This window comes from Micromonospora sp. CPCC 205546, assembly GCF_036902715.1.
GTDB lineage: Bacteria > Actinomycetota > Actinomycetes > Mycobacteriales > Micromonosporaceae > Micromonospora.
On record NZ_JBAKHL010000047.1, the window covers coordinates 1 to 14,034 of the forward strand.

General features: G+C 68.1%; 11 protein-coding genes. 1 reads left to right on the forward strand and 10 read right to left on the reverse strand.

Annotated features, from left to right (window positions below; genetic code table 11):
* The first annotated feature begins 94 nt into the window (after positions 1-94).
* Positions 95-2,272 carry a Tn3 family transposase gene (locus V6U77_RS20960; protein ID WP_334608124.1) on the forward strand — a complete coding sequence of 726 codons (2,178 nt, stop codon included), beginning with the start codon at positions 95-97 and terminating at the stop codon, positions 2,270-2,272.
* A 6-nt stretch (positions 2,273-2,278) separates the two neighbouring features.
* On the opposite strand, the gene V6U77_RS20965 is transcribed toward V6U77_RS20960, so the two are convergent.
* The 10 genes from V6U77_RS20965 to V6U77_RS21010 form a co-directional block, all read right to left on the reverse strand.
* Positions 2,279-2,536, reverse strand: coding sequence for a hypothetical protein (locus V6U77_RS20965; protein WP_334608126.1), 258 nt, complete (start codon positions 2,534-2,536; stop codon positions 2,279-2,281).
* 9 nt (positions 2,537-2,545) lie between these two features.
* Positions 2,546-3,049: a hypothetical protein gene (locus V6U77_RS20970; protein ID WP_334608128.1), complete on the reverse strand. Its 504-nt coding sequence runs from the start codon at positions 3,047-3,049 to the stop codon at positions 2,546-2,548.
* A 24-nt stretch (positions 3,050-3,073) separates the two neighbouring features.
* Positions 3,074-3,718 (reverse strand): vanadium-dependent haloperoxidase, encoded by a 645-nt coding sequence (locus V6U77_RS20975; RefSeq protein ID WP_334608130.1) that lies wholly within the window; start codon positions 3,716-3,718, stop codon positions 3,074-3,076.
* Positions 3,719-3,928: 210 nt separating this feature from the next.
* Positions 3,929-4,516, reverse strand: a complete 588-nt coding sequence (locus V6U77_RS20980; RefSeq protein ID WP_089000344.1) for a recombinase family protein — start codon at positions 4,514-4,516, stop codon at positions 3,929-3,931.
* Positions 4,517-4,793: 277 nt separating this feature from the next.
* On the reverse strand, positions 4,794-7,154 hold the full coding sequence (locus V6U77_RS20985; RefSeq protein ID WP_089000343.1) for a hypothetical protein: 2,361 nt from the start codon (positions 7,152-7,154) through the stop codon (positions 4,794-4,796).
* Positions 7,151-7,795, reverse strand: coding sequence for an ABC transporter ATP-binding protein (locus V6U77_RS20990; protein ID WP_157747146.1), 645 nt, complete (start codon positions 7,793-7,795; stop codon positions 7,151-7,153). The genes V6U77_RS20985 and V6U77_RS20990 overlap by 4 nt, the downstream gene beginning before the upstream one ends.
* A 66-nt stretch (positions 7,796-7,861) precedes the next feature.
* Positions 7,862-8,185, reverse strand: coding sequence for a hypothetical protein (locus V6U77_RS20995; protein ID WP_157747145.1), 324 nt, complete (start codon positions 8,183-8,185; stop codon positions 7,862-7,864).
* A 397-nt stretch (positions 8,186-8,582) separates the two neighbouring features.
* Complete coding sequence (locus V6U77_RS21000) at positions 8,583-11,618, reverse strand: Tn3 family transposase (protein WP_334608137.1); 3,036 nt, start codon at positions 11,616-11,618, stop codon at positions 8,583-8,585.
* Positions 11,619-11,757: 139 nt separating this feature from the next.
* Complete coding sequence (locus V6U77_RS21005; protein WP_334608138.1) at positions 11,758-12,609, reverse strand: hypothetical protein; 852 nt, start codon at positions 12,607-12,609, stop codon at positions 11,758-11,760.
* 364 nt (positions 12,610-12,973) lie between these two features.
* Entirely contained in the window at positions 12,974-13,897 is a 924-nt protein-coding gene (locus tag V6U77_RS21010) for a tyrosine-type recombinase/integrase (protein WP_334608139.1), read from the reverse strand.
* Positions 13,898-14,034 lie beyond the last annotated feature (137 nt).

Genomic DNA, 14,034 nt, shown 5'->3' on the forward strand with positions numbered 1-14,034 from the left:
CTCCATCGGGATACCTCATCCCATCGATCTACCCCAGCCCAAGGCCATCACACAGACCACATCGGACGAACCTGGCCATTCAAGATCTGTAGCGGTGTTGTGCTGGTGCCGGCAGACCGAGGTCACCGATTCGTTGGTCGAGTTGTTCATCGACCTGGTGCGGGTGATCAACACGCGGGCGGAGCGGCGGGTCGAGCGGGAGCAGATCGCCGAGTTCCGCCGGGTCGCGGACAAGGACAACGTGCTGTACCGGCTGGCCGGGGTGTCGGTGGCCCACCCGGACGGGATCGTCCGCGACGTGGTGTACCCGGCGGTCGGTGAGCAGACCCTCAAGGATCTGGTGGCCGAGGCGAAGGCGACCGAGTCGCGGCGACGCCAGCGGGTGCGTACGGTGCTGGCCAGCTCGTACTCGCACCACTACCGCACGATGCTGCCGAAGCTGCTGGACGCGTTGACGTTCCGGTGCAACAACACGGCGTACCGGCCGGTGATGGACGCCCTGGAGGTGCTGCACCGCTACAAGGACCGCGACGGCCGGCTCACCCACTACGACCGGGCCGACCGGGTGCCGCTGGACGGGGTGGTCAAGGCCGACTGGCGGCCCGCGGTCGTCGATGACCGCGGTCGGGTCGAGCGGATTCCGTACGAGCTGTGCGCGTTGCAGGCGCTGCGGGACGCGGTCCGCCGGCGGGAGATCTGGGTGGAGGGCGCCCGTGCCTGGCGTAATCCGGAGACGGACCTGCCGGTCGATTTCGACCTGCACCGCGATGTGCACTACACCGCGATCGCCCAGCCGACCGACCCGACCGAGTTCGTCACCGCGCTGCGGTCGCGGGTGGACACGTCGCTGGCCCGGTGGGCGGACGCGATGCGCGCCGGTACGGCCGGAACGTCGGTCGGCACTCGCAAGGGGCAGGTGTGGATCTCGGTGTCGAAGCAGCCGGCCCAGCCGGTCCCGGCGAACCTGGACGCGGTCAAGGCGGAGGTGACCCGCCGGTGGGGTGTGGTGAGCCTGCTCGACCTGCTCAAGGAAGCCGACTGGCTGACCGATCTGCACACCGAGTTCACGTCGATCGCCACCCGCGAGCACCTGGCCCCGGGCGAGCTGCGTAAGCGGCTGTTGTTGGTGCTGTTCGCGTTGGGCACGAACATCGGCGTGAAGCGGATCGTGCACTCCGGCGACCACGGCGTCACCGAGGCGCAGCTACGCCGCACCCGGCACCTGTTCGTCACCCGCGACGGCCTGCGGCGGGCCATCGCCGCGGTGGTCGGGGCGACGCTGCGCGAGCGTGACCCGCGCTGGTGGGGTGCCGGCACCGCGTGCGCGTCCGACTCGAAGAAGTTCGGGTCGTGGGAGTCGAACTTGATGACCGAGTGGCACGCCCGCTACGGCGGCCCCGGCGTGATGATCTACTGGCACGTCGAACGCAAGAGCGTGTGCGTGTACTCCCAGCTCAAGACCTGCTCGTCATCCGAGGTCGCGGCGATGATGGAGGGCCTGATCCGGCACGCCGCCGACGTCGACTCGCAGATCACCGCGAACTACACCGACACCCACGGCGCGTCCGTGGTCGGGTTCGCGTTCACCCACCTGCTCGGCTACCGGCTGCTGCCCCGGCTCAAGAACATCGGTTCGGCGAGGCTCTACCGGCCACACGACGGCGCCAGCTACCCCGGGTTGGAGCCGGTGCTGACTCGGGCGATCAACTGGGACCTGATCACCCGCGAATACGACCAGATGATCAAGTACGCGCGAGCGTTGCAGCTCGGCACCGCCGAGGCCGAGCAGATCCTGCGCCGGTTCAACACCCGCGGCCCGAAACACCCCACCCTCGCCGCGATCGAGGAACTCGGCCGCGCTGTCCGTACAGCATTCATCGCCGACTACCTCGCCGACCCCGCGCTGCGCCGCGAAATCCACGAAGGGCTCCAGGTCGTCGAACAGTGGAACTCGGCGAACGTGGCCATCCACTACGGCCGCGAGGCCGAGCTGCCCGGCGCCGACCGCGAGGCCCAGGAGATCTCCATGCTCGCCCTGCACCTGCTCCAGTCCGCGCTCGTGCTGGTCAACACCCGCATGGTCGACCGCGTCCTGGCCGAACCGGACTGGGCGGCCCGGCTCACCGAGCACGATCTGCGCGGCCTGACCCCGCTGTTCTGGTCCAACGTGGCCCTGCACGGCACGTTCCAGCTCGACCTCGACCAACGCATCGACTACGAGCGAGGCACCGACGGAGGAACAGCGATGACGCCCACCCCAATCGGTCAGTGAATACGCTCAACTCTCGGTCGTTTGGCCGGGGTCGTCCCGAAGGCGTTGCGCGGCTTGCAGGATCGGCCACCAGGTAGCCTCGTACGCCGCGTCGGCCGCCGCGCGCCAGAGTTCTTGCGTCAGGCCGGCTGGGATGCCGGTCCGTAGCGGGACGTCGTGCGCGATCGCTGCGGCGAGTCCTTCGGCATCGACCTGCGCGGCGGCCCACCGCAGGGTACGCAGGTCCGGCACCCAGTTGTCCTGTTGCTCAGGCGCCGGGTCCATGGGACCACGTTACCAATTGACGTACGCTGGCGGACTCCAGACGCGGATCGAGCCCGTGACGCCCGTGCGGTAGTACCGGGTGCATGCGATGTACCAGCCCTTGTACGGAGAGCCGGACTCGCCGACATCGGGGGTGTACCTGGTCACGGTCTGATTGGAACCGACGGCGAAGCTGGAGTAGTTGGAGCTGCGCACCGGCTGGCAGCCCTGGCTGTTGGTCCAGCCGGATTCCAGACTGCCGGTTGGCTGGGTGCCGCCGCAGTAGTACAGGTAACTCAGGGCGCCGGTGACGGTCATGGTGAAGCCGAGGTCGCAGGAGTATCGAGTCTTGACGATGACACCCCCGGCGCCGCCCGAGTAGTGCGGGTTGTCGAGCCAGGCGCCGCATCCTCCGTCCATGACGGTGAGGCCGCCCGGGTCGGGCCTTGCGCTTGCCGGTGCGGAGGCGGCAAGCAGCCCCGCGGTCGCCAGCAGCACCACGAAGATTCGTCGAAGCGGCGGAAGTTTCATCATCTGGGCCTCTCTCGTTGCCGCTACCTACTTCACGTTGAGTCGACGCGCCACCAGCGCGCCGATCTCCTGACCGAGTCGGGCACCGCTTGTGATGCCGATCGGGAAATGCAAGCCGCCGAACAGGCGGGAAGCCGAAGCGTTCTCGGCAGCCTGGGGCGCCGAGGCGAACCGGGTTCCGGGAATGCCAAGATGGGTCAACGTCTCGTCGGTGAACGGTCGGTTGCCGATCGCGGCGCCCAGCAGCTGTGCGGCACTGTGCGAGACGACTGAGTGGCCTGACGGGTACTCGGGGAAGCTCGGCGTCATGAGCATCGGCCGCCAGTCGGGGTCGATGTGCTGGTTGATGTACGTCTCGGGGCGGATCAGGTTGTGCCGGAACTTGAAGTGCCAGCAGGCGGTGAACGCGTCATGCATCGCGACCGCGAGGCTGGCGCGAATCCTGCAACCGCGCAGCGGGTCGATCCCGTGCTGTAGCTCGATGGAGCACGCGTTGTACAGCCAATGGCCGGCAGGTCCCGGAGTGCCGCCGGGGGCATCGAACCCGGTTTGCGTGGTCGTAGCGTCGGCCCAGAAGAACACGGTGTCCCGCTGCTCGTCGGTGAGTGTCTTGCCGGCGTCGCAGACCCGCTGCGCCTCCTGGGGTGCCCGTAGTCCTAGCGGAAAAATCAACGGATATCGCTGACCAGGGCAAACAGGTGGTCAGTAACGATCTTGCGAGGAGGGGCCAAAAAGTTGATCTGGGTGATCCGGCTTCGGTTCGCGCGAGGCGTCGCTGACTTGTGCTGCTTGGGTAGGTGTCACCAGCCCCAAAGTCGCTGGACGAGTGGACGGAAAGCAGCCGCGATGCTCGCAGGACTGTGGGGTGGGTGTCCGTTCTGTTCAGCCGGCCTCGGTGGGCAGCTTGGACAGGTGCCGGTAGATGGTGGGGCGGGTGACGCCGAACTCAGCGGCGATCTCCTCCACGGTGTGCAGTCGGCGTCCGTCGGGTCCGGTCTCCTCGTACATCTCCCGCGCGATCTTCGCCTGGCGCGGGGTGAGCTTGGGTTTCTGGCCGCCGGTGCGGCCGCGAGCGCGGGCGGCGGCCAGGCCGTCGAGGGTGCGTTCGGACATGAGGGCGTGTTCGAACTCGGCGATGGAGCCGAGGATCTGGAAGAACATCCGGCCCATTGCGGTTGACGTGTCGATCTTCTGGTCGAGCACGACCAGGTCGACGCCGCGCTGCTGCAGCTGGGCGGAAAGTTCGATGAGGTGTTCCAGGGAGCGGCCGAGCCGGTCGAGTTTGGTGACCACGAGCTGATCCCCGGGCCGGTGCGCGACCAGGAGCGCCTTGTCGAGTTCGGGGCGGCGGGCGAGTTTGCCGGACGCCTTGTCGACAAAGATCTGCTCGCAGCCGGCCGCGGTGAGTGCGTCGTGCTGGGCGTTGGGGTTCTGGTCGCGGGTGGAGACCCGTCCGTAGCCGATCCGCATGCCTGTGACTGTATCGCGAACCCCCGAGCGCGTTACGAAGGCGCGGACACGGGTTCCGTTACAGATGCGACCTGGGCGAACATCACCGGAGCCCGGGTGTAAAGCGAACGAACGTTACTGCGACACGGTCGAGACATGTCGCGGTGGGCACAAGGCGATCTTCTTCCAATAGGCGATCATCGCGCGAGCCATATGCGATGACCTGGCTGCCAGTGTGGGCGGCGGTCCGGGATCGAGTTCCCCTGATCGGTCGTGCCACCAGCGCTGTACCTTGCGTCTACTCGTCGGCCGTCGGGGGTGGTCGCAGGAACGCCGCCCCGACGATCAGGGAGGCGGCTGCACCGAGGAGGCCCGGCAGAAACCACAGGCTTCCGTATGACGCTTCCGTGCGCTGGCCCCCGCCAGATGCCGTGAATATGGCCAGCGGGATGGCCAGCGCCGCCGTCGTCAAGGGGACGGCTGTCCACCGAGCGACGATCCCCCACCTTCGGCCGGGTACCGCGCCAATGTCGACGAGCGTGCGCCTGGTCAACGTGTGCGCGACGACCAACGCGACGCCGCCCAGCAGCAGGATCAACGCTGCTGTGGTCGCGCCGAGGAAGCTGGCGGTGTTGGCGACGGAGCGCAGCCGGTCGTAGGCCGTCGGGTCGGTTCCGCTGGCCAACTGCGCGCTCGGGGCGAGACGAATGGCCGCCGCTCGGACGAGGAACTGGTCGCGTGGCGACAATCGGGCGAAGTCCGGAAGAAGCACCTCGCTGGTCCCGTTCGCGGTGAGCCCGAACTTCTTAGCCACGGCGCTGTCCGGAGCGACCACCAGGCCGGGCAGGTTGCCGCCAAGCTGCGAGTCGGCTTCCGCCCGGGTGTCGGCGAGCGAAGTTGCCGTCCCGTCCCCGCTGGCGAACAGCAGCAGCCCGACCTTGCCGTTGTCCAGCAAGTGCGGATCGGCTCGTGGCGCCGACCCCGGTTCTCCGAGCATGACCCGGTTGAGCGGCGCCGCCGACTCCCGGGGAAAGCAGTCGGTCACCTCGGTGGGATTGAGAGTGCGCTGGCTGGACATGCACGTAAGGACCTTCGGCGCCGTCACCCGCAGCTGAGCCTTCGACTCGTCGGGGATCGCATACCGCACAACCTGCCGCCCACCGTGCGATCGGTAGAACGCCGCCAACGCCTCAATCGAGTTGTCCGGCATCTCGCTCACGACGAAGGAACCAGCCGGTTCGAGCGGGCTCGACAGGGCTTCGCCGACGTTGGCGTCGTAGGTGTTCTGCGCCGACCAGTACCCGCTGAGCACCATGACGACCGCGCCGGTGGCCGCAACCGGCCGCAAACCCGCAAGCAGGTGCCGCATGAGCGTCCTGGTAGCCGTGGGCAGTCCCCAGCAGAGGATCGGTGCGACGACTGACGGCAGTGCGAACGCGACGACAGCGGCCGCCAACGGCACGAGCGCGGCCGCGTGGCTTCCGTGCGGCCCCAGAGACAGCCGGGTCAGGAGCACCAACGCGGCAAGGCCGAGACCCACGGCCAGTGCTCCCGCCAGGGTCGCCCAGCGACCCTGCGAGGGCCGCGGGATGCGGCGTTCCGCCCAGCGTGCGGCGAGGCGGGTCAACGGCACGGCCGACAGCGCGAACAGAATGGTAAGACCCAGAAGGGCCACGGGCTCCTGCCACGGGATCGCGATCCCCACCCATTGCTGCCCCACCCACGCGGACACTGGGTCGCGCGAGAGAAGCAGGACCGTGGACGCGGCGCAGCCGCCGAGGACCTCGCCGGCCAGCACCGTCGCGCAGACGACTGACAGCATCCTGCGCCATGCCAGGGCGGGCGGCATCCCCGCTGCGATCAGCGCGTCGGCGTCGAGCCGCCACCGACGGGACAGCACCACACCCGCCGCGACGAGCAGGATGCCCATCAGCAGGCCACAGCCGGCCGGGACGAACCGCATGGCGCTGAGGAACTGGGGGCGGTTCTGCGCGGATGCCTCGAGAACGGTGTCGACGGACTGGTAGGTCGCCGTGCGCTGATCGAGGACAGGCCGCAGCGCCGCCACGGTGTAGAAGTCAGTGTCACTGAGCCAGATGGTGGGCCGGAACTGCGCCGACTCCGCCACGAGCTGCACCAAGGTGCTCGTCGTCCGGTTGGCCGGATCCACTGACAGGCCCACGACCCGGCCCGGCCGCTGGCCGTCCCCGGTTCGCACCCGAACGGTGTCGCCGATCGCGATCCCCAGGGCCTGCGCGGTCGACTCCGACAGTAGGAGCTCGCCCGCATCCCGGGGTCGGGTGCCCCGGATGACGATTCCCAGCTGCAACGACGGCTTGGTGTAGGCGCGGACCAGTACGGGTGCGGAGAGGTCACCTGCGAGCACGTCACCCGTCTGATCTTGCACTGGCATGGCGTCCGGTACGGTCGCGATGGCTTTGCTCGCAGCGGAATCACCGGTCTGGAGCGCGTAGCGGTTTCCCCCGATGTCGGCGCGAACCGAGTCCTGGATCGCCTGCTCGGCGCTGCTGCGCGCCACGGCCAGGCCGATAACGGTGCCGCCCAGCATGAAGCCCAGCAGCGTGAGCACAGCCACCTGCGCCATCCGGTGGCGCACGAAGGCCACGGTCAGCGCCGTGCCACCGACGCGAGAGCTCATGCCAACTGCACCAGCTTGCCCCGGGACAGCTCGAAGCGACGGTCCAGTCGCCGCGCCACATCCGGGTCGTGGGTCGCGACCACGACTACCAGTCGTTCCCGGTGTCCAAGATCGACGAGGATGTCCGTGATCCGCTCGGTGTTGTCCACGTCCAACGCCCCGGTCGGCTCGTCCGCGAGGATGACCGAGGTTCCCGCCATCAGGGCACGGGCGATCGCCACCCGCTGTTGCTGCCCCCCTGACAACTTTGCCGGCAGGCGCTCTCGCATCGGCATGGGCAGCGCTACGCGGCCGAGCATCGAGCCGACGTCCGCCCGCGAGCGGCTGACACCCCTCAGCTCAGCTGCCAGCAACATGTTCTGCTCGACCGTCAGAAACGGCACCAACCGGTAGTCCTGGTGGATAAAGGACACTCGGGCATCGCCCGCTGAACGCCACGACGCCGTGACCACGGCGGTGCCGTCGATGCGGACCTCGCCGGATGTGGGCGCTTGTATTCCAGCGATGAGGCGCAACAGCGTGCTCTTGCCACTGCCGCTCGGACCCATAATCGCGGTTGTACCGGGTGCCAAGGTGAGGTCGAGGCCATCGAGCGGCGTGACATCCGGATATTTGACGGTCACCTGCTCAAGCACGAGCATGGCACTCCCTAGCGGACTCGTGTGATGGGCCGGAAGTGCTGGCCCACCACGCGATCCTGCCATGAATCAGACGTGCGTGATCTCATACGCCCCTTCGCATCCGGAGTAGCAGGTGTACCAGTCGGTGTACCGCCACACGTTGAGCGCCGTGAAGTAAGCACCGGTGTAGTCCGGCCCCAGGTCCCGGACGAGCTTGGGCCGAGCCCTCGAATCGGCCTGCAACGACGAGCAGAGCGCGCCGCCTCGGTTGTTCAACCCGCTCGTCTCCTTTTTCGCGGTGCAGTCGCCGCCAACCGCGAGAGCGGGCGCCGGACCCATGATCATCGTGGTCGACAGAGCGCATGTCGTCAGAACGCCCGCGATTACGCTCTTTCGGAATCCTTTACTCATCGATTCACCTCCCCAGGGTTTCGAATGTGAATTTGTGTACGGAACCCGTCCCGCACCTACTCGATACTGCTGATGCGAGTAGGCCGCTGTCAATGACCGCCGTTCATGATTCTTTGCTGGTCTGACGCCTGTCGATGGCAGCAGGGTCATGGATCTTCTCGGTGGCGCCGGCGGCGGCTCCAGCAAGTGGACGGGTCTTGTACTGAGGGAAGTCGTGGGCAGCTATTCCCAGGCGGTGCCTGTGCGGTTGACGTGCAGGATCGCGTCGACGAGTTCTCGCAGTTCGTGCCCAGGCTTACGGATGTCCAGGCCGCCCTGCGCGGGCCCGCCACTCGGTCATCATCGGCTTGATCAACACCCCATCGGCAGGCACCTGGCAGGCGGGTCAGACGCTCGGCTACTGGCCGCCGGGGCCGAACCCCCGCAGCGGGCGCACGCCGCGCTCGTCGAGTTTGGCCAACTCCGCCTCAATGTCGACGGTGATGGTGCCGAAGAAGTTGATGTTCTCGCTGTGCGCCGGCGAGATGTGCGCCAGCAGCTCGTCCGGGATGTCACGCCCGGCGGCGCGCAGCCGATCGACGGCCATGGCGTAGTACTCGGTGGTCCAGGTGATCACGGCGTTGGTCAGCACGGTCAGGCACCACGCCTGTTCGGTCTGCTGCTCCAGGTGCCGGCGGCGGATGCTGCCCTGGTTGGCGTAGTGCAGGTCGCGGCGCAGCGCGTGCAGCGACTCGCCCTTGTTGAGCTGCCGGCCGATCTTGCGCCGGTAGACCGGATCCGACAGGTACTTCGCCGAATGGATGGTGCGCCGCAGCGTCCCCCACTCCTTGAGCGCGATGGCCAGGGTGTTCTGCCGGGAAGCCGCCGACCACTTCCCGACGATCAGCGACGCGGTAGCCTGCCCGAACTTCAACGACCCCGCCATCCGCAGCAGATCCGGCCACATGTCCACGATCAAGTCCTGATCGAGGCGGTCGGTCAACAGCGGCCCGGCGTGCGGATAGCAGGCATTGACCACCGTCGGGGTGTCGTCGCGGCACAGGGTGACTTTGCCCAGGTCCCGGATCCGCGGGGTCAGCGCCTTGCCGACCAGGTCGAACAACGCGAAGTTGATCAACGTGACGCCGTGGGTGTCCGTGGCGTGCTCGGCGATCGGCAGATCGGTGGCGTTACCGAGGAAGTCGTCCAGGACGTAGTGGGCCTCGCGGGTGGTCGGCACGATCACCTTCGTGCCGTACGTGGAGTGCTGATCTGAGACGTGGGTGTAGGTCGACAGGCCCTCGTCGGCGAAGAACGTGTTCATCGCCCGCGCAGTCAGCGACTTCCCCCGGGTCGGGAACCGCTGCCCGTCCGACGACGACATCGTGCCCCCGCCGAACACCTTGGCGAACGCCAGGCCGTGGTGATGGTTGACGATCACCGTGTTCGCCTCCCGCAGGGTCTCCTCCCGCACGTACCACTCCTGCGTCCAGGCGAGAACGTCGTAGGGCACGCCGCACGCCTCGGCCATCTTCACCAGCCCGAGGTTGGTGGCGTTCGCGATCAGCACCGCGAGGATGTTGCGTTTGAGGTCACCCGACATGGCCTGCTTACGGCCGCCAGCGTGGGTGAAGCATGACAGGAATCCGGTGCGGTGGTCCAGCTCGATCAGCAGCGACGCGATCGGCGCGAACGGCAGCATCCCGGCCAGTTCCTCCTTGATCGTGGTGGCCTCGGCCGGCACGTCCTCGGCCGACAACGGAGGGATGACCAGGTTGCCCTGCTCATCCAGGCGCACCGACCCCACCTCGTCCGGGCCCGTATCCGCCAAGACCCGCTCCAGGTCACCCAGCGTGGTGTGCAGCTCCTCAAGGCCCTGCTCCAGTCCGACCCGACCGTCGGCGGGCTTGCCGACCAGCGCGCAGAACTCGTCGCGCCGCGTCGCCCACACCGGTTCGGTGAACAGGTACGAACTGGGATCGGCATATCGGCGGCTGCCGGGCACGAACACGTCACCGGAGCGCAGCCCGTCACGCACCCCGAGCAGCACACACAGCTCCCAGTAATGCCGGTAGGACACGTCATCGTTCTGCCGCTGCGCGCGGGTCAAGTAGTCGCGGAAGCGGGCCGGGACGAACCCGTCGGGCACCCCCGCCGGGACCTTGCGGGTACCGGTCCGCGACAGTTCGGCCAGCATGGCGAGGGCCTGCATCAGCTCGTCAGCACCGGGCCCGCCGCGAAAGTCGATCGCGGCAAGCACCTGCGGCACGAACTGCCGCAGGTAGTTGTAGGAGGCGTTCATCTCCGCCAGCTGGCCGTTGTCGCGCGGCAACGCTGGCCAGCCCATCGCCGCGGCCTCCCGGATCCGGCCCATCCCGATCTGCCCGCGCAGCAGCCCACCGACCTGCTCGTCGGGGATGCCCGGGTCGGCCAGCACCGGCAGGATCATGTCCAGCAGCGCCTGCCGGGACTCGCCGCTCTTACCCCGCTCCGCCAGGGCCTTCTCGGTACGGCCCTTCGCCCGCGCCTCCCGCGCGGAGACCGCCTGGTCGAACAAACCCACCACCTCGTCGAGCAGATCGACCGCGGACTGCGCGACCAGGGTCAGCAGGATCGGGTACCGGCGCTCGTCGTCACGCCGTTCCAGGGCCTGCCCGGTCGAGCGGCGGCCGATCGTGGCCAGGAACCGGCGCCGCTCGGCGGCCAGCATCGACAGGTCGATCAGGTGCCCGTCCATGGCCCGCACCCAGGTCAGCTTCTCGATCGATGTCTTGATCGAGGTGGCCGTAGCGTCCACCGCCGGTTTGGTCAGCCACGCCAGCCGGGTCATCCCCAACCCGGCGTCCACCCTTGGCAACAGGTCCAGATCGGCGGTCATCTGCCCGGTCAGCAACGGCGCGAGCAGATCATGAGTCACCGTCCTGGCCGTCGTCCTGGCCGTGGCCACCATCTCCAGCAGGCGGACCACCCCGGGCCGCACCGTCCGGTTCGCAATCAGATACTCACAGGCAAGGTTGAACAGCGTCGTCGGCGAGTCATGCTCCAACGCCCGCCCCAGCAGGAACTCCTCCAGCTCCTTCAACTCGATGCCGCCGGTCGGCGCGGACTTCCATCGCAGGTAGTCACAGACCAGGCGTAGATGATCCGTGCGCGTCTGCGGACGCTCGCCGTAACGCTCCAGGGCCTGCGGGTCGACGCCGAGCCGGCCCGCGAGCCGGGCCACCACCGCCGGCGGCGCGTACCGCACCTCATCCGGCACGAACCCGAGCCACGGCAACGTGCACAGCTGCACTGCGAGGCCGAGCCGGTCGGTCGGACCGCGTCCACGGCCCGGGCTGACGAACGCCGCGTCCGCCGCGGTGAGCGTGAAGAACCGGATCAACTCGTCCGTGCCGATGTCCGGGTACGACTTCAGCCGCTCCATCTGATCATCGGGGAACAACCGCGTCGCCATCGCACACTCCCTACGCCACCGGACAAAACCGCCGTGAACGTAGTGGAAACCATCACTGCGACGATCATCGACCCGCGTTGTCACAGGTCAGCCAAATCCGTTGGTTTTTCCGCGATTACTAGAACCGCAGGTCACAGGGCTACAGACACCTGGCGAACCCCTGGTCTGGGCCCTTCAGGGATCCGCCCACCTCCTGCCACGTCCCAACACGTTTGCCCTGGTCAGCGATATCCGTTGATTTTTCCGCCAGGACTACGGGCACCCCCTCCTGGTACAACGCGCTGGTGGGATGGATCGAGAACGGTGGTGGCGGGGCGAGGCCAACCTCGTCGACGGAGGCGAGAGCGAAGGTACGGACGGTTCCCGCGTACGGGTCCGTGGGCGGGCTGAACAGCGGCGGGGTCGGCACCCAAGCGCCGAGCTCAGCCGCGGCGCTGTGCCGCCGACTGAACGCCTCCGCTCGTCCGTCGGTCCGCGCCCACCGGAGGATCGCGTCACTGACGTCCGCGGCGTAGTTGACCGAGCGAGTGATGGCGCCCTGGGCGACGCCGGCGCGGAGCCGCTCGTTGAGGTCGCGGTTCAGCAGAAGTTGGATCCGTTCCTCCGGATGCGTGCCGGGCAGCAGCCCTTTGGTCATCCGCGCGTAGGTCGCCGCCACTGCGGCGGCCAGGTCGAGACCCGCAGGCGCGGCCGGCAGCGGAGGAGCGTCGTTCAGCTTGGCGGCGATGCCGTCCGAGCCTCGTGCGGCGTCCCCACCTGCCGCGATCCGGCGCCACACTTCGTACTCGGCGAGGGTGGCATAGGCGTAGATGCGCGCGCCACCGGGCGGGCTGGATCCGGCAAGTCCGGTCAACTCACCCAGCAGCCTCGTCCAACGGTGCGCTACCAGTCGGGCCGCAGCGTCCGGCGGCAGGACTCGCGTGGCCGGGGAATGAGGAATATCGGCCGCCAGGATCGGCACCGACGCGGCGGTCGCCGCGGCGAGAAGCATCGTTCGCCTGCTGAGGCCTGCGACCATAGCGAGCCTCCCGCCAATAGATCGAGACAATTCGATTTATCTACGTTACGTTGCGTCAATAGATAACCGCGAAGAGTGCTCAGCGTGCTGTGCTGGCCTACGTCAAGGTTCGAGGAGGATCATCGTTAGCGCCGATCGCCGCACCGACCCTTCCTCAGCCCCCGGAGACGCTCACCACCCCGCGCAGAAGCACGGCTGCGGCTCCGCCACGCGGTCTCTGCCAGTAGGGCGGGCCCGCCGCCCCACCACTCTCCGCTGCCGACACGAAACGTGAAGGAGCAACGCAGAAAGCGTTGAGACGCGGCAGTGCCGGCGCGAACCAGCAATGAGGCTTGTGTCAGCCGCGGCGCGGCGGAGCGACGTCGAGCAGCTCGGTCACCTCGGCGACGGCCTCACCACCAGGGCGCACGTAGCGCATCGCGGTGCGCGGGTTGCGCCACCGCCCCTTCGCCATGATCAGTTGAAGGCCCGCGTTGGCTTCGCCGAGGTGGGTGGCTGCGGAGTGCCGCAGCTGGTGCAGGTCCCAACCGGGGCTGGTGTCGGTGCGGGTGTGCTGGTCGAGCAGGATCCGGGCGCGGTCGTAGCCGAGGCGGGCACGGCCGGTGTGCGGGCACAGGTCCTTGGCCGGTGGGCGGCGGGCCGGGCCGGGGCGACGCTCGGACAGGAACACCGGGCCGCGGTCGCGGCCTCGGATGAGCCGGGGCAGCAGGTGCGCGGTGCCGGACGTCCAGTACACGTACTCGGTGGCGCCGCCCTTGGAGGTGACCCGGGCGCGACGGGCGTCCAGCTCCAGGTCCTCGATGCTCAAGGCGAGGATCTCGCCGGCACGGGCGGCGGTCTCGTAGAGCATCCGCCACAGCGTCTTCTCCCGCAGCGGCACGTCCCGGCGCGTCAGCAGCCGCTCAATCGCGGCACGGTCAATCGCGCGGGTCTCGTCGCGCCGCTCGGGTTGGCGTTCGATGCCGGCCGGCAGCACCGGTGCCGGATACCCGTTCTTGGTGCACCAGGCGAGAAAGGAGCCGGTCGCGGCGCGGCGCTGGTTCCACGTCGACGGGGCTGCCTGACCCCACAGGGTCATGAGCGCGGCACCGACCTCGTCGTCGGTGATCTGAGCGAGCGGCCGGTCGCCGCCGACGTGGCCGGCAATCCGGTCAAGAGCGTCGCTGTAAGTGCGGCGGGTCGACGGGTTGCGGCACCTGGCCGAGGACAGGAACCGGTCCACCGACGTCCAGAGCGTGACGACCGACTTGTCGACGCTCACGACCGGCCCGCAGTGATGTACCGGATAACATGCGCGAGTCGCGCACCGCGGTCGGATGCGGCGCCGCTGGTCATGATGGCCGCGCAGGAGGTCATGTACGAGATAATAGGCTGTTATCCGAATCAGAGTGCCTCGGC